6 protein-coding genes and 3 pseudogenes are annotated in these 17,654 nt (G+C 66.0%); all 9 read left to right on the forward strand.

Annotated features, from left to right (window positions below; translation table 11 throughout):
- Positions 1–10: 10 nt before the first annotated feature.
- The 9 genes and pseudogenes from KBB96_RS02360 to KBB96_RS02410 all read left to right on the forward strand — a co-directional run bounded on the left by KBB96_RS02360 (position 11) and on the right by KBB96_RS02410 (position 17,566).
- Positions 11–607 (forward strand): DUF2341 domain-containing protein, encoded by a 597-nt coding sequence (locus KBB96_RS02360; protein ID WP_211631880.1) that lies wholly within the window; start codon positions 11–13, stop codon positions 605–607.
- Positions 517–831 (forward strand): annotated as a pseudogene (locus KBB96_RS21290) (LamG-like jellyroll fold domain-containing protein); the annotation flags it as partial. The gene KBB96_RS02360 and the pseudogene KBB96_RS21290, both read left to right, overlap by 91 nt.
- A gap of 202 nt (positions 832–1,033) precedes the next feature.
- Complete coding sequence (locus tag KBB96_RS02365) at positions 1,034–1,885, forward strand: MotA/TolQ/ExbB proton channel family protein (protein ID WP_211631881.1); 852 nt, start codon at positions 1,034–1,036, stop codon at positions 1,883–1,885.
- A 30-nt stretch (positions 1,886–1,915) separates the two neighbouring features.
- Positions 1,916–2,313 (forward strand): annotated as a pseudogene (locus KBB96_RS02375) (ExbD/TolR family protein).
- Positions 2,314–2,462: 149 nt separating this feature from the next.
- Complete coding sequence (locus KBB96_RS02380; protein WP_211631884.1) at positions 2,463–2,684, forward strand: hypothetical protein; 222 nt, start codon at positions 2,463–2,465, stop codon at positions 2,682–2,684.
- Positions 2,685–2,919: 235 nt separating this feature from the next.
- The gene (locus KBB96_RS02385) at positions 2,920–3,147 is read left to right on the forward strand and encodes a hypothetical protein (RefSeq protein WP_211631885.1); all 228 of its coding nucleotides are present in this window, start codon (positions 2,920–2,922) and stop codon (positions 3,145–3,147) included.
- Between the two features lie 37 nt (positions 3,148–3,184).
- Positions 3,185–5,018 (forward strand): annotated as a pseudogene (locus tag KBB96_RS02390) (putative porin).
- 190 nt (positions 5,019–5,208) lie between these two features.
- Positions 5,209–5,742 (forward strand): hypothetical protein, encoded by a 534-nt coding sequence (locus KBB96_RS02405; RefSeq protein WP_211631889.1) that lies wholly within the window; start codon positions 5,209–5,211, stop codon positions 5,740–5,742.
- A 22-nt stretch (positions 5,743–5,764) separates the two neighbouring features.
- Positions 5,765–17,566: a filamentous haemagglutinin family protein gene (locus KBB96_RS02410; RefSeq protein ID WP_211631890.1), complete on the forward strand. Its 11,802-nt coding sequence runs from the start codon at positions 5,765–5,767 to the stop codon at positions 17,564–17,566.
- The last annotated feature ends 88 nt before the right edge of the window (positions 17,567–17,654 follow it).

Below are 17,654 nucleotides of genomic sequence, written 5' to 3' on the forward strand. Positions count from 1 at the left end.
AACTCTCAACATGCGCTTCCGTCTCCTCACTCTCCCCGTCCTGGCCACCCTGTTGGCCCAGCATGTTTCCGCCGGTGAATCCTCGAACTGGTGGAACAAGGAATGGACGCAGCGCCAGCCGGTGGCGGTGTCGGCGAAGGACGCGGGCGACGCCGGTGCCGCGACGGTGCTGGTGCGCCTGCACGACGGCAACTTCCAGTTCCCCACGGCCAAGGAGGATGGCAGCGACCTGCGCTTCATCGGTGACGACGGCAAGGAACTGCCCTACCAGATCGAGAGATACGACGGCCTCATGAACGAGGCCTTCGTGTGGGTCAAGGTGCCCGCGGTGAAGGGCGGCGAGGCGAAGTTCACGCTCTACTACGGCAATCCCAAAGCCGCCGCCCCGCGGCCGCCCCCGCCTACGACGCCGACACCGTGCTCGTCTATCACTTCGCCGAGCGCGGCGCCGCGCCGGTCGACTCCTCCCCGGCCAAGAACAACGGTGACAAGCCCGGTGCCGCGTCCGAAGGCGCGGTGGTCGGCGGCGGCCTGCGCCTCGCCGGTGGCGAACCGGTCGGCATCCCCAACACCGCGACCCTCGAATGGACCGCCAACCAGGCGCTGACCTGGTCGGCCTGGGTCAAGCCCGCCGCGCTGCGTCCCAACGCCATCCTCTTCAGCCGCGACACCCTTCGGGTGGTTCTGGACCAGGGCGTCCTGATCGTGGAAAACAACGGCGTTCGCAGTAGTTCCGGCGCGCCGCTGGCCGCCGGCGCGTGGAGCCACGTCGCCTTCGTCGCCGAAGGCGCGGCCATCAAGACCTACGTCAACGGCGTGGCCGCCGGCTCGCTCGCCGCGGGCCTGCCCGCCAGCACCGCGCCGCTGCTCCTCGGCGGCACCGCGGCCCCGTGGCCAACAGCGAACGCTTCAACGGCGAGCTCGACGAACTGGAAATCTCGCGCGTCGCCCGCCCCGAGGGCTGGCTCAAGCTCGCCGCCCTCACCCAGGAGTACCCAGCGAGGCGGCGACCAAGGCCGTCGCCGTCGGCGAGGTGGAAGGCGGCGAAGGCGGCGCCAAGCACAGCGCCGCGCTCGAGCACATCATGCTCTTCGGCGACATCGCGAAGAACATGATGTTCGACGGCTGGATGGCCATCGGCGTGTGCGTGCTCATGATTTTGGTCGGCTGGAGCGTGGCGGTGAAAAAGTTCTTCTACCTCAACTCGATCCAGAAGGGCGGCAAGGTCTTCCTCGACCAGTGGAAGAAGCTCTCCGGCGACCTCACCGCGCTCGACCACGGCGACAAGGCCAATGTCAGCAGCTTCGGCGGTCTCGCCGACGCGAGGACCCAGGCGCTGGTGAAGCAATCGCCGCTCTACCACCTCTACCACATCGGTTCGGAGGAAATCCGCCACCGCCTCGAGCGCGACAAGACGCGGACCAAGGGCCTGTCGGGCCGCTCGATCGAAGCGATCCGCGCCAGCCTCGACGCCGGACTGGTGCATGAGAACCACCACCTCAACAAGGGCCTGGTGTTCCTGACCATGAGCATCGCGGGTGGACCCTATGTCGGCCTGCTCGGCACCGTGGTCGGGGTGATGATCACCTTCGCCATCATCGCCAAGAGCGGCGAGGTCGACGTCAACTCGATCGCGCCCGGCATCGCCAGCGCGCTGCTCGCCACCGTGGCGGGCCTCATCGTCGCGATCCCGGCGCTGTTCATCTACAGCTACCTCAGCAGCAAGATCAAGGAGTCGATGGGCACGATGCAGGTCTTCATCGACGAGTTCATCGCCAAGATGGCCGAGTTCTACCCGCCGGCGGGCGAATCCACGCCGCACGTGAACGCCACCCAGGCGCACGCCAACGCGCACCCGGTGCCCAAGACGCTCGAACCCGTCTGATCCGATCCACCCCGGACCCCGACCCACGCCATGCAAGCCGACGACGGAAAAAGCTACGACGACATCAACGTCACGCCGATGGTGGACCTCTACCTGGTGCTGCTGCTGATCTTCATCATCATGACCACCGCGGGGTGAAGGGGACGAAGATCGACCTGCCGCGCGGCAGCAAGAGCCAGCCGAAGCTGGGCGGTCCGAAGACCCAGGCGATCACGGTGACGCCGGACGGCAAGATCCTGCTCAACACCACGCCGGTGACCTTGGCGGACCTGGAGAGCCGCCTCGGCACGCTCAAGGCCTCGACGCCCGAGTTCCCGGTGGTCGTCCGCGGCGACCGCGCCGTCCAGTACCAGGGCGTGATGGACGTGCTCGATGTCCTCGGCCGTCTCGGCATCACCCAGATCGGCCTCGCCACGCAGGCGAAGTAATTCCTTTCGAACTACTACAACCCTACGACTTCACGACTTCGGATCATTGACCACGGATTACGCTGATTTTTCAGAAGACAGAATCTTCGTCTTCCTCCTCTTCAATCTGTGTCATCTGCGAAATCTGTGGTCCCAACTTCTGAACTCTCATGAGCAACGAACTTCTCGACCCACCGAAAAAGAGTCCGTGGCCGTGGATCGCCGGAGCGGTCGCGCTGGTCGCGATCGGCGGCGGTGCCTTCGTCCTCGCGCCGAAGGGCGGGGACAAGCCGAAGCCGCGCAAGGTGGACACCATCAGCATCGTGCTGCCGCCCCGCCGCCACTCCCTCCGCCGCCGCCGAAGGTCGAGCCGCCGAAGCAGGAGGAAGTGAAACAGGAAATGGTCAAGCAGGAGGCGATCGAGGACACCCCGCCGCCGCCGCAGGCCCCGAGCCCGAACCGGCCCCGGCGCTGAGCACCAACCTCGAAGGGCCCGGCAACGACAGCTTCGGCCTGAGCCACGGCACCGGCAAGGGTGCGGTCGGCAACGGCGGCACCGGCATCGGTGGCAACGGCGGCCGCCGCAGCGGCAAGTACGACGCCTACGCCGGCCAAACCCAGAGCGCGGTGCGCGACGCCCTCGGCCGCGATCCCAAGACCCGCACGGCGACCTTCAGCGGCACCTTCCGGGTGTGGGTGGACGCCACCGGCCGGGTCACCCGTGCCAAGGGCGCGGACGGCAACGCCACCGCCGTGCTCAACGGCCTGCAGCTTCCGAGCGCTCCTCCCACGGACATGCCGATGCCCATCGTGATGCGCATCTCCGCTTCCAAGCCCTCCACCGCCTCGCGCTGATATCCCCCTTTTGATCCCTCTCTTCTTCCACGTTCCCATGTCCGTCCGTTCCATCCCCCTCCGCCTCGCCCCGCTGCTTGCGCTCGCCCTCCAACCGGCGTTCGCCGAGGACGAGTCGCTCGCGGTGCCGTCGCTCGACCAGCTCCCCGCCGAGGGCGTCACCCCGGTGGGCGATGAAACCACGGAAACTCCCGCAGGTGAGGCGGCCAGGCCGACCGACAACGTCACCATCAACCTGATCCACCGCCTGGTGGAGAAGGGCGTGCTGACCAAGGACGAGGCCGACACCATGATCCGCCAGGCCGAGGCCGACGCCACCCGCGTCCGCGCCCAGCAGCGCGCCGAGATCCAGACCGCGGTGCAGCAGGAGGCGCTCGCGCCGGTGCAGGAGGGCGAGGTCGGCGTCACCTACGTCCCGGAAACGGTCAAGGCGCAGATGCGCGAGGAGATCAAGCACCAGCTGCTCACCGAGGCCCGCGTCCAGAACTGGTCGGCGCCCGCCGCCACCCCGGAATGGGTGAAGCGCTACAAGGTCTTCGGCGACGTCCGCGTGCGCTACGAGGGCAGCTTCTTCCCCGGCGGCAACGACAACAGCGGCCAGTTCCCGAACTTCAACGCCATCAACACCGGCGCGCCCTACGACACCGCCGGCACCCAGCACTCGCCGCAGTACAACGTCGACCAGGACCGCGACCGCTTCCGCCTGCGCGCCCGCGTCGGGGCGGAGATCGATCTGGACGACGGCTTCACCGCCGGGCTGCGTCTCGCCACCGGCGAGAACAACTCGCCGGTCTCGCCCAACCAGAGCCTCGGGGCGGCGGGCAACGCCCAGGGCGGGAACTTCAGCAAGTACGCCGTTTGGATCGACCGCGCCTTCCTCAGCTACCACTTCGGCGAGGACCACTGCTACGACGTCGACCTCCAGGCCGGGCGCTTCGACAACCCGTTCTTCAACACCGACATCGTCTGGGACGACGACCTCGGCTTCGACGGCTTCGCCGCCAAGGGCAAGTTCCGCTTCAACGACGACATCAAGGTCTTCGCCACCGCGGGCGCGTTCCCGATCTTCAACACCGACTTCAACTTCTCGTCGATCAATCCGGCGAAGTTCGAGAGCACCGACAAGTACATCTACGGCGGCCAGATCGGGGTCGAGTGGAAGATCGCCGAGAAGCTCACCGGCAAGTTCGGCGTCGCCTTCTACGACTTCGACGGCGTGAAGGGCAAGCTGTCCACGCCGCACGTGCCGCTGACGTCCTCCGACGCGGGCGACACCGACGGGCTGCGTCCGTCGTTCGCGCAGAAGGGCAACACCTACATGGCGCTGCGCAACATCCTGCCCGATCCGTCGAACAACAACGGCAACAGCAACCAGTGGCAGTAGCTCGGGCTGGCCTCGCCGTTCCGCGAGCTGACGGTGACCGGCCGCCTCGACTACGACGGCTACGAGCCGGTGCGCCTGTCTCTGACCGGCGAGTTCGTCAAGAACGTGGCCTTCGACAAATCGTCGGTGGCGCAGTTCGCGGTCAACAACCGCGGGCCGTCGGGGGACCCGCAGAAGCAGGGTCTGTTCGAGGGTGGCGACACCGCGTGGATGGTCAACCTCGTGGTGGGGACGCGGCGCTGGAGAAGTTCGGCGACTGGCAGACCTACCTCGGCTACCGCTACGTCGAGAGCGACTCGGTGGTCGACGGCCTGACCGACTCGGACTTCGGCGGCGGCGGCACCAACCTCAAGGGCTTCACGCTCGGGGCGAACATGGCGCTCTCAAGGCGGTGCGCATCGGCGCGCGCTGGATGAGCGCGGACCAGATCGCCGGCCCGACCTACCGCAACGACATCCTGCAGGTCGACCTCAACGCCAAGTTCTGAGGCCGTCCGGCGCGACCGTTCCACCTCTGAAATTCCAGATCCCAGATTTCAAATCCTCTTCCTCTCCTCGAAGCCATGCGCTCCTCCTTCTCCTCCTCGCCCTCGCCCTCGCGCTGCCGCTGGCGCGGCGCTCGCCGCCGACGGTCCCAGCCCGGCTGAAACCAAGCTGCGCGAATCGCTCAAGGCGACGATGCTCCAGCTCCGCACCGCGGAAGCCGACAAGGCCAACCTGCAGGCCGAGAAGGACGCCAACGACGCCAAGGTGAAAGAGCTCACCGCGCAGGTCGAGAAGCTGACCAAACAGGCGGCGGCGGACCAGACCACGGCGAAGAAGCAGATCGAGGACCTCAACGGCAAGGTCGCCGCGCAGGAACAGCTCATCGGCAAGTTCAAGGAAGCGCTGGAGAAGTGGAAGGACGGCTACGCCAAGGCCGCCGCACTCGCGACGGCGAAGGAAGCCGAACGGGTGAAGCTCACCGACCAGAACGCGGTGCTGCGCCGCAAGGTCGAGGACCAGCGCGCGAAGAACGTCGCGCTGGCGAAGACCGCGAACGAGATCCTGGACCGTTACGCGAAGTTCGGGGTGGGCGAGGCGTTGTCGGCGCGCGAGCCGTTCACCGGCATCACCCGCGCGCGCATCGAGACGCTGGTGCAGGACTACGGCGACAAGATCGAGGACAACCGCATCAAACCGGAACCGGCTCCTACGAAGAAGAAGCCCTGAGACGTTTTCCATATTCATTGTCATGAAGCCCCGCCGTCATTTCCTGTCACGACGTTTTGTCCGGAAGCATCTGCCTCTCGGACTCGTGTGCACCCTTGCCACGACGATCGTCGTACAAGGCGGGGACCTCCTGCGCGGCGGCGCGGCGCGTGGTAATGCTCCAACGACGACCACCGGCACGACCAACACTCCGGCGGCGATCACGCCGCGTGCCACCGGCAATGCCAATGACGCGCTCGCGAAGACCACGCAGGCGATCCAGGCCGTGCAGGCGATGCAGACCGCGGCACGCAATCTGGCGAAGAACAATGGCTCCAACAATCTCGGTCAGAATCCCACCAAGCCCGGCCAGCTTCTTCCCGACGTCCCCGATGGCCTGACCGCGGGCGGTTTGGAAGTGGACCCGCGTGTCGGCACGAACTCCTCTCTATGGCAGGGCGCGAACCTGCCCGTGCAAGCGACCACCAGCGGCGGCAAGACGCAGGTGACCGTCAAGCAAACGGCCCAGCAGGCGATCCTGAATTGGAAGACCTTCAACGTTGGAAAGAACACCGAGCTCAAGTTCGACCAGAGCGCGGGCGGCAGCAGCGCCAGCCAGTGGATCGCCTTCAACAAGGTCAACGACCCGTTCGCGAATCCCACGCAGATCCTCGGCACCATCGATGCGCCCGGACAGGTGTATGTCATCAATCGCAACGGCATCATCTTCGGCGGCAGCTCGCAGGTGAATGTCGGCGCGTTGGTGGCCACCGCGCTGCCGGTCAACGAACTGCTAATCCAGCGCGGCCTCCTCAACAACCCCGACCAGCAGTTCCTCTTCAACGGCCTCGACCAGGGAGCGGACGATGATATCGATGCGAACACGCGCATCGGCGATGTCACCGTGCAGGCGGGTGCGAAGATCACCACCCCCGTGAGCGCGGATGGCAATGGCGGCCGCATCATGCTGGTGGGCGCGAATGTCACCAATTCCGGCACGCTCGAATCGACTGCGGGTCAGGTCGTGCTGGCTGCGGGTCTCCAGGTCGGCATTGCCGCGCACAACAGCAACGATGCCTCGCTGCGTGGTCTCGATGTCTACGTCGGCGCGGTCACCGATTCCCTTTCGGCGCTTTCGCCGTATGCAGGCGTGGCCACCAATGACGGCATCATCTCCGTCGCCCGTGGCAGCGCGACCGTCACCGGCAAGGACGTCCGTCAGAACGGAGTGATCGACAGCACGACCTCCGTCTCGCTCAACGGACGCATCGATCTGCTCGCGAACTACGGCGCGGTGGCGAACACCGGCTACGACGCCAGCAACGGCACCACTGGCAATCCCTTCCTCTACAAGAACACCGGCGGCGTCACACTCGGCGAGGGCAGCATCACCCGTATCCTGCCGGAGTGGGCCAGCACCGACAAGGTGGCGGGCACCGAGCTGGCCTTGCGCTCGCAGGTGAATATCCGGGGGCTTACCGTTCATCTGGAAACGGACTCCATCATCCTCGCACCGAACGCCCAGGCCACGATCAAGGCGGGAACGTGGGTCTTTAATGGTGCGACCACGCCGCCGTCCTCCACCTTCGTGGCCACGGGTGGACAAGTCTATCTCGACAGCGGCGCGACCATCAATCTCGCCGGATCGCAGGACGTGGCTGCCTCCGTGGCGGACAATATCATCACACTCCAGCTCCGCGGCTCCGAGCTCTCGGTCGCACCGGTGCAGCGCGATGGCGAGTTGCGCGGCGATACCATTACCGTCGATCTCGGCCTGAGCGGCACGTATGAGGGCCGCGATTGGATCGGCACGCCACTGGCGGATCTCACCGGATACGCCGGTCTGGTCGAGCGAACCGTCGGACAACTCACCACCGCGGGCGGCACGCTCGATATTTCCGCGGGTGGCTCCGTGGTGTTGCAGAATGGCTCGGTGCTGGATGTTTCCGGCGGCTCCACGAACTACGGCGGAGCCACTCTGCAAACCACGCGCTTGATCGATTCATCAGGAAACATCGTGGATATTGGCAAGGCCTCGCCGGATCAGGTGTATCGGGGAATCTATACCGGCGGCTCGACTGTGGTGCATGCCAAATGGGGCGTGACGGAAACCTTCAAGAGTCCGCTCGCGCCGACCGGTGCCTATTACAAGGAAGGCTACGTGCAGGGTGCGGTCGGCGGCAGCATCACGCTGAGCGCGCCGAGCATGGCGCTCGATGGTTCGCTCAAGGGCAGCACCATCGCGGGCACGAACCAGATCCGCAATTCCACCACCACCAGCGCGCTGCCGCAGGGTGCGAAGCTGACGCTGAACTTCCAGTCTCAGACGTATCTCAACAACACGGTTGTCACCACCTATCAGACCTCGCCGGATATCACCTTCCAATCCGGCGTGGTGCAGGACGCGGTGGCGGCATTCACGACGGATGCGAACGGAAATCCGGCGGCACTGGCGGCGGATCGGATCTCGAACGTTTATTTTTCTCCGGAGCTGGCATCGGATTTCGGATCGCTCACGTTGAACAATCCCAATGGCACCATCCATGTGCCGGAGAGCGTCACCTTGCACACGGCGGTGAAGGGTTCTCTGAACTTCGGCGCGGCGAACATCGACATCGCCGGATCGATCATCGCGCCGGGTGGCTCGCTGACGTTCACCACCTACAACATTGCCCCGGACGTAGCGGTCACTCTACCGGCGGGCACTCCGGACCCGGCGCCGAACTCGGGACGCGGTATCTTCACGCTGGGTGCGGGATCGACCCTGAGCACCGCGGGGCTGGTGACAGACGATCGCCTCGCGAACTCCAATCCGATCGCGGCCAGCGGTGGCTCGGTGAAGATCACCGGCTACGAGGTGAATCTCGCCACCGGCAGCGTGATCGACGTGTCCGGCGGCTACGTCATGACCGCGAAGGGCACTGGCAAGTACGGGAATGCCGGTAGCATCTCGATCACCGCCGGACAGGACCCGGGGCTGAAGTCGGTGCTCGGCGGCTCGTTGTCGCTGGGTTCCACCCTGAAAGGTTTCTCCGGCGCGCAAGGCGGCTCGCTCTCCATCACCGCGCCGTTCGTGCAGATCGGCGGCAGCGCGCTCACTGCGGGTTCGCTGGTGTTGCAGCCGGAGTTTTTCAGTCAGGGTGGCTTCACCAAGTTCTCTCTCTCGGGTCTCGGATCGGTGGCCAACCAGGGAGCGAATGCCGTGCCCGAGGTGTGGGTGGCGGATGGCACCGTGGTCGCGCCGCGTGCGCAGAGCTTCCAAGTAGTGCCGGGGAATCCCGGAGCCCTGTCACTGGCGGTGGGGGAGAATCCCGATGGCCTGCGCCCCGCGGTGAGCCTTTCGCTTTCTGCCCCCGGCGTGGATGCGCGTGAAGGCGGTCGTTTGCTTGCGGGCGATGTGGTGATCGGCGAGGGCGCGGTGATCCGTACCGAGGCGGGCGGCAATGTTTCCGTCACGGGGAATACGGTCACGGTGCTCGGTTCGATCTTCGCCGCGGGTGGAACGATCACCGTCGGCGGCGCGTCGAATTCCACCGGTTTGTTCGGCGATGATTCGCAGGCGCTGGTGACGACATACATCGGATCGCACGCGGTGCTTTCCGCCGCGGGCACCACCGTCTACATACCGGACCCCTACGGTCGCCGCACAGGCACCGTGCTGGATGGCGGCACGATCAAGATCAGTGGCAACATCGCCGCGGCTTCCGGCTCCGTGATCGATGTGTCCGGCACCAGCGCGATCCTCGATCTGGATGCCAGCACCGTTTCCACGGGAACGAAGACCACCACCGGCACGCCGGGTGGCCTCACCACGGTGGCCACACGCGTGGACAGCAACGGCGGCACGATCATTCTCGCGGGTGGCCAGATGCTCGCGTCAGATGCCACGCTACATGCGGATGCCGGTGGCAGTACCGCGCTCGGTGGAACGCTGTCGATTTCCTCCGGTCGCTATTATCCGGCGGGCGTGCTGCCCGCCACCGGTGATGTGAATCTCACCGTCACGCAGAGCGGGCAGTTCATCACCAGCCCGACCGGCATCGGCCACGCCGTGGCCTCTGCGAATGGCATGGGCGGGTTCGCGGTGGATGCGTTCACGGCGGGTGGGCTCGATTCGCTCACGCTCGGAGGCACCGTGAAGTTCCAGGGTGCGGTGACCATCAACGCGCGGAGCGAGCTCACCGTTGCCAATAGCGGCGTGCTCTACACCACCGGCGCGACTGTTCTCAATGCCGCACATGTCACGCTCGGCCAGCCGTTCCAGACACCGGTGGCACCGGATGCGAAGACGAATGTCTTCGGCACCGGCTATGCGCCCACCTGGGGCACCGGCACCCTCACGGTCTCGGCGGAGCTGATCGATGTCGGCAATCTCTCGCTGCAAGGAACGGGTAGCGCCGTACTCGCGGCGGACAACGGCGACATCCGCGGCAACGGTACGCTCAATCTCGCGGGGAATCTCACGCTGCGTGCAGGCCAGATCTATCCCACCACCGCCTCGGACTTCACCATCGTCGCCTACGATCACCTCGAGGGTGCGGTGGTGAAGCAAGGCTCGGTCACGATCCAGGCCTCCGGCAGCCGCCAGCTCCCGCTGTCCGGTGGTGGCAATCTCGCGATCTACGCCTCGAACATCCAGCAGAGCGGTGTGCTGCGCGCGCCCTTCGGTACCATCACGCTGGGCTGGGATGGCACCGGCACCGCGCCGAAGGATTACCTCGCGGGCGGCACCCTGGCGCTGCCGGTGACGAAGTCGCTCACGCTCGGCGCAGGCAGCATCACCTCCGTCTCGGCGGTTGATCCGCTGACGGGGAAGGGGATCACCATTCCCTACGGTTACAGCCCGGATGGCAGCAAGTGGATCGATCCGCACGGCACCGACATTACCGCGGGCGGCCTGCCGCAGAAGAATGTGGTGCTGGCTTCGAACAATCTCACCATGGAGCAGGGCGCGACCGTGGACCTGCGCGGTGGCGGCGAACTCTACGCCTATCGCTGGACCTCGGGACTCGGCGGGCCGGTGGACATCCTCGCCTCGCTGACGAGCTTCGCGGTGATCCCGTCCTACCAGGCGGACTACGCGCCCTATGCGGAGTTCAACAATTCCAGCGCCAGCACCAACCTGATCGCAGGCGTCGATGGCTACACCAACGGGACCTTGAAGGCAGGCGACCGCATCTATCTCAGCGGCAGCGCTTCCCTGCCCGCGGGCTATTACACGCTGCTGCCCGCGCGCTATGCCTTGCTCCCCGGGGCGGTGCTGGTCACGCCGGTCAAGGACGGCGGGTCAACGACCATCACCAATGCCGACAAGTCGAACATCGTCTCCGGCTACCGCTACAACGATCTCAACAGCGAGCGCACCGTGCCGACGATCCAGTCGCGCTTCGAAGTGGCCACCTCATTGGTGGTGCGCGCACGGGCGCAGTATGAGGATTTCAAGGCCAGCGATTTCCTGAAGGCCAGCGCGCTGTCGCTGAATCTGCCGGTGCCCACGCTCACCTCGGACTCCGGGCACCTTGTGTTCCAGGCCACGGACACGCTCGGCCTTTCGGGTTCGGTGTTGTCCGCCTCCATCGTTTCCGGCGCGCATGGCTCGTTGATCGATATCAGCACGCGCCTCGGCACCACGATCACGGCGGATGGTTCCGGCAGCGGTGCGGTGAATCTCTCCGCCACGGTGTTGAACAGCTTCGGTGCGGAAAGCCTGCTCATCGGCGGACGCCGCGATGGCACCGTCATCACCACCACCAGCTCCAGCCTCACGGTGGACAATGCCGGGGCCGCGCTGGTGGCGAACGATCTGATCCTTTCCGCGACCGGCGCGCTCACGCTGGCGGCGGGTGCGGAGATCCGCTCGACCACCACCAGCAATGTCACTCCGGAGAACTTCTCGCTCACCGGTGATGGCGCGCTGGTCCGCGTGTCCTCCGGCAAGGGCGCGGCGATCACCCGCACCGGCGCGACCACTTCGCAAGCCCCGGTTCTGACCGTGGCCGCGGGTGCGAAGCTCGCGGGCGGCAGCATCATTCTGGATTCCACCGCGCGCACCCTGCTCGATGGATCGGCGGATCTGTCCGCGTCCACCTACGTGCTCGGCAGCGGCCGGATCAGCCTCCAGCTCGATGGATCGGTGGTGCTCCCGGCGGACAGCGGACTCACGCTTTCGAATGCGGCGCTCGCCGATTTCCAGGGCGCGTCCTCGCTGAAGCTGCTCAGCTACTCCACGCTTGATCTTTATGGCGCGGGCCAGCTTGGCGGGAACAACCTCGCGCAGCTCGAACTCAGCGCGGGCTCGATCCGCGGCATCGGCCAGGGAAGCGGCACCGCGGTGATCCGTGCGGGATCGCTGGTGCTGGAAAACACCGCGAACGCCGCGAACACGGCGGCCACCGCCACCTCCGGCGTGGTCGAGTTCCGTGCCGATACGATCACGCTCGGTGCGAACCAGCTCGCGGTGAACGGCTACACGAATGTCACGCTCGCAGCGACCCGCGGGGTGACCGGTACGGGCACCGGTGGCCTCTCCACTCCGGGCAATCTCACCATTTCCGCCCCACGCGTCACCGGTGCGGCCGGGGCGGTGCGGACTATCACCGCGGGCGGATCGCTTTCACTTGTCGCGGGAACATCTACGGTGAATCCAGTAGCAAGCGGACTCGGAACCAGTCTCATCCTCACCGGCGCCTCGGTGGAGGTGAACACGGCGGTGCAGCTCCGCAGCGGACTCCTCTCCGTGCGCGCCACCGCCGGTAATGTCACCATCGGCGGCACGCTCGATGTGTCCGGCACACGCCAGGTCTTCGGAGACACGGCGAAGTTCACCGGCGGCGGCGATGTGGTGCTGGCGTCGGACAATGGCAATGTCACCGTTTCCACCGGCGGACGCATCGATGTGTCCGCGCCCACCGGTGGCGGCGATGCGGGATCGCTGTCCGTGTCCACGCCGCACGGTGCCTTTGCATCGAATGGAACGTTGGCGGCGAAGGGCGGCAACGGCGGAGCCAATGGCAGCTTCGTGCTGGATACGGCCACGCTTCCCTCTCTGGCGTCCCTCAGCGCTTCGCTTACTCAGGCCTCCTTCACCGGCTCGCAGGCGATCCGCGTGCGCGGTGGCGATGTGATTGTGGACGGCACCACCAAGGCCTCCGATTTCCTGCTCTCGGTCGACCAGGGTTCGATCAATGTCACCGGCACCATCGATGCCAGCGGCGTCACCGGCGGCTCGATCCGTCTCGCCGCTCATGGCGATGTCACGCTCACCAGTGGCTCGCGCCTCACCGTGGCGGGCCAGAAGTTCAGTGATGCGGGCAAGGGCGGGGACATCACATTGGAAGCGGGCACCTCGTTGAACGGCGTGGCCGGGACCGGCTGGGTGGATATCCAGACCGGCTCCACGCTCGATCTCTCGGTGGCGGCGAAGGTCGCGGGCGATGCCTCGACCGCGGGCAGCAGCGCCTACAACGGCCAGTTCAGCGGCAAGCTCCACATCCGCGCGCCACGCACCAGTGCGGGCACGGATCTCAATGTCCGCGCCATCAACGGCACCATCACCGAGGCCTCCAGCATTCTGGTCGAGGGTTACAAGGTCTACGATCTCGCGGACTTCGGCGGCATCGTCAATGGCGTGACCGGCACCATCAGCGCGGATGGCAAGACCTTCCTCGGTGCGACGGGCACCACCACCGCGGGCTACACCGCCATCTTTAATCGCCTCACCGCGAACAACGCCGGACTGGTGAACAACCTCGTGCTCGCGGCAGGTGCCGAACTCATCAATTCGCTCACACCTTCCAACGTCACCTCCAGCCTCGCGGCGGCGAACAGTACGTTGGTCGTGGCCACCACCGGCGGCAGCGTCCTGTTCCCCTCCGGCACCGGTGCGAGCCTGATCCGCGTGAGCAGCGCGGCGACCGTGACCTCCGCCACCGGTGAGGTCACCACCTTGGCCGCCAATGCCACCACCACGCTGGCCGCGGGCAGCACGATCACCCTGGCGAATGGCGGCACCATCACCTATGCCAGCGGCAGTGGTGCACTGGCGGTGAATCTGGTGACGGGTTCGTCTTACACCACCGGGGCAAGCAACAGCGTCGCCACCGTTACCTCGCGTGGCACTGTGGTCACGCTGAATACCGCGGGATCCAGTCGTCTCTCGCTGGCTGCCGGAACAAAGATCACGTTCCCGACCGGCACCAAGGCGGGCGCGACCACCGTGGTCAGCACCACCAACAAGATCACCGCCTCCGTCGCAGGCACGATCACCTCGGCCAGCGGCGTGGTCACCACGCTGGCGGCGAATACCGCGACCGCCATCGATCCGGGTAGCACCGTCACGCTTTCCGGCGCGGGCACCATCACCTTCGCCAGCGGCGGCACCGGCGGTCCCATCACCGTGGCGCTCGCTTCCGGTAGCTTCACCACCACCGGCGCGACCACCATTACGCCACCGTCCCGCGACATCCAGCTCGGCACGCCGAACTCGACCACCGCGGACGATTGGAACCTCGCCTCCACCGACTTCCGCTTCGGCGCGAAGAGCGCGCCCGGCGTGCTGACGATCCGCTCCACCGGCAATCTCGTCTTCAACACCGCACTCAGCGATGGTTTCACGCCCACGCTGGCCAGCACCGATACCAGTTGGCTGTGGACCGCCCGCCTTTCCACGCAGAACACCCTGCTCCCGGTGAACGAGCAATCGTGGTCCTATCGCCTGGCCTCGGGCGCGGATCTCACCGCCGCGGACTTCGGCCAGGTGAAGGCGCTCACCGCGCTGGATGCCACCAGCGGCAATCTGATTCTCGGCCGCACCTCGACCAACGCCGCGGCCACCGGATCGAATACCGCGACGACTTCCTCGGTGATCGCGAACCGTTTCCAGACGATCCGCACCGGCAGCGGTGACATCGAGATCCACGCGGGGCGCAGCGTGCAACTGATGAACCAGTTCGCCACCATCTACACCGCGGGCACCCGCGTGCTGGATGCCACGCTCGGCGGCATCTTCGATCTGCCGAATGTCAGCCAGACCACCTCCGGCGGCCTCGGTTCCGCGCAGCAGTCCTATGCGGTGCAATACAGCATGGCGGGCGGCGACGTGGTGGTGAAGGCGCAGCAGGACATCGAGCGGCTCACGCGCAATGCCGCTAACCAACTGGTGGCCGACTCGCAGTTCCAGATGCCGGACAACTGGCTCTACCGCCGCGGCTATGTCGATCCCACCACCGGCACCTACGGGACCGGCCGCTTCGGCGATACCACCACGACCACCTGGTGGATCGACTTCAGCAACTTCTTCCAGGGCGTCGGCGCGCTCGGCGGTGGCGATGTGACCTTGGAAGCGGGCCGCGACATTCACAACGTCGATGCCGTGGTGGCGACCAACGCCCGCATGCCGAAGGGCACCACGGATGCCTCCCGCCTGGTGGAGCTTGGCGGCGGCGATCTCGTCGTGCGCGCCGGTCGCGATATCGATGCGGGCGTTTACTACGTCGAGCGCGGCCACGGTCGTCTCAGCGCGGGCGGTGACATCCACACCAATGCCACCCGCTCGGTGCTCAATCAGAGCCTCTCCTCCGCGGCCTCGGTCTACACCCAGCTCCCGACCACGCTGTTTCTCGGCAAGGGCGGCTTCGACATCGATGCCCGCGGCAATGTCCTGCTCGGCCCGGTGGCGAACCCGTTCCTGCTGCCCGGCGGCCTGAACAACTCGTATTGGAACAAAAGCTACTTTTCCACCTACGCCTCGGACAGCTACGTGCATGTCTCATCGCTCGGCGGATCGGTCACGCTGCGCGAAAGCGGCACCACCGTCAGCGGTGACACGCAGGGCTCCGCGTCCTCGCTGCTGCTGGCCTGGTATGCGAACAAGCTGCTGCTCTCCACCACCTCCGCGTCCTACACCAAGCCGTGGCTGCGCCTGAATGAAACCAGCGTGCAACCCTTCGGCACCTTGTCCTCGTTGCTGCCGGGCACGGTGCTGGCGACCTCCTACAGCGGGGACATCAACCTCGTGGGCAACCTGATCCTCTCGCCCTCCGCCACCGGCACGCTGGAGCTGCTCGCAGGTGGATCGATCAACGGCCTGCAACCGAACGGCCTCGTCGCGCCCGGCGGTGTGACCAAGACGCCATGGGGAGTCGCCACGGTGAACGTCTCCGATGCCGATCCCAACTCGATCCCGGGCATCAGCTCGCCCTTCGCCTATCAGTCGGTGGTTGGCATCGGCAGCTCCGGTTCCGCCAGCACCACCGATACCAGCATCGGCTACCTCGATTTCCTCGACCGCTTGTTCGCGGAATCCGGCGCGACCACTGGCACCAATGTTGTGCTCCAGACGAAGCAGGCGCTGCACGGGGCCGGTCCGTTGCACAAGGATGATGCCTCGCCGCTGCGCCTCTATGCGAGTGCGGGCGATATTTCCGGATTCACGCTCTATTCGCCGAAGGCCGCGCGCATCACCGCGGGCCGGGACATCGCGGATGTGGCGTTCTACATCCAGAACGTGAACTCTACGGACATCAGCGTGGTCACCAGCGGCCGGGACATCCTGCCCTACAGCTCGTCGTCCGCTTTGCGCGTGTCCGCCTTGGCGACCGCCAATACGGTGAACGACGGCAGCGGTCCGTTGGCGGGGGATATCCAGATCAGCGGCCCCGGCACGCTGGAAGTCATCGCCGGTCGTAATCTCGATCTCGGCCTCGGCACCGCGAATGCGGATGGCACCGGCACGGGCATCACCAGCATCGGCAACACCCGCAATCCGTGGCTGCCGTTCGAAGGCGCGGATCTCGTGGTGGCCGCCGGTCTCGGCAGCGCCTCCGCGCTCGATGGCAGCAATGCCAACTTCGGCGCCTTCATCACGAAATACATCGATGGCCCGTCCGGCACCGACTATCTGAAGGCGATCGGCCTGACTCCGGCGCAGTTCGACAGCCTCTCCACCGAGGACCAGTACCTGGCCGCGCTGCGGGTGTTCTACGTCATCCTTCGTAATACCGGCCGCGACCACAACAACCCGGAGTCGCCCGGCTACGGCAGCTACGATACCGGCAAGGAAGCCATCGCCACGCTCTTCCCCGGCACCACCTGGGATGGCGATATCCTCACCCGCGGCCGTGACATCCGCACCACCAATGGCGGCGATATCGGCATCTTCATCCCGGGCGGCGGCCTCTCGATGGCGAATACCGCCATCGGCAATCCGCTTTCGCCTCCGGGCATCGTGACCGAAAGCGGTGGCAATATCTCCATCTTCGCCAACAACGACATCAGCATCGGCATCGGCCGTATCTTCACGCTGCGCGGCGGTGATGAAATCCTGTGGTCGTCCAAGGGCAATATCGCCGCGGGTTCGTCCTCGAAGACGGTGAAGTCCGCACCGCCCACCCGGGTGCTGATCGATCCCCAGAGCGGCGCGGTGAAGACCGACCTCGCGGGCCTCGCGACGGGCGGCGGCATCGGCGTGCTCGCCACCGTGAAGGGCGTGCTGCCGGGCAACGTCGATCTCATCGCCCCGGAGGGCTTCATTGACGCGGGCGATGCCGGCATCCGCGTGACGGGGAATCTCAACATCTCCGCGCCGCAGGTGCTGAATGCCGGTAACATCTCTGTCGGCGGCACCAGCGGCGGCACGCCCGCCGTTACGGTCCCCTCCGCGAACCTCGGCGGCATCGCCGCATCGAATACCGCGGCGGCGACGTCAGCGGTTTCTCCGACCGCCAATGCCACGCAGACCGGGAACGCCGCAGCCGATCAGGATCTTCCATCGATCATTGTCGTGGAAGTGATCGGCTACGGTGGGGATGAAGAGGAGGACGAAGACAAGAGTCAGGCGGCGAGGTGAATTGGCACGAGGCTCCCGTCTTGCGTGCGGGGCCAAGCGCTTTTGTCTTTATTGATCCTTCTGGGGTAAACACACGGTGTGAAGCACG

This window comes from Luteolibacter ambystomatis (assembly GCF_018137965.1).
GTDB lineage: Bacteria > Verrucomicrobiota > Verrucomicrobiia > Verrucomicrobiales > Akkermansiaceae > Luteolibacter > Luteolibacter ambystomatis.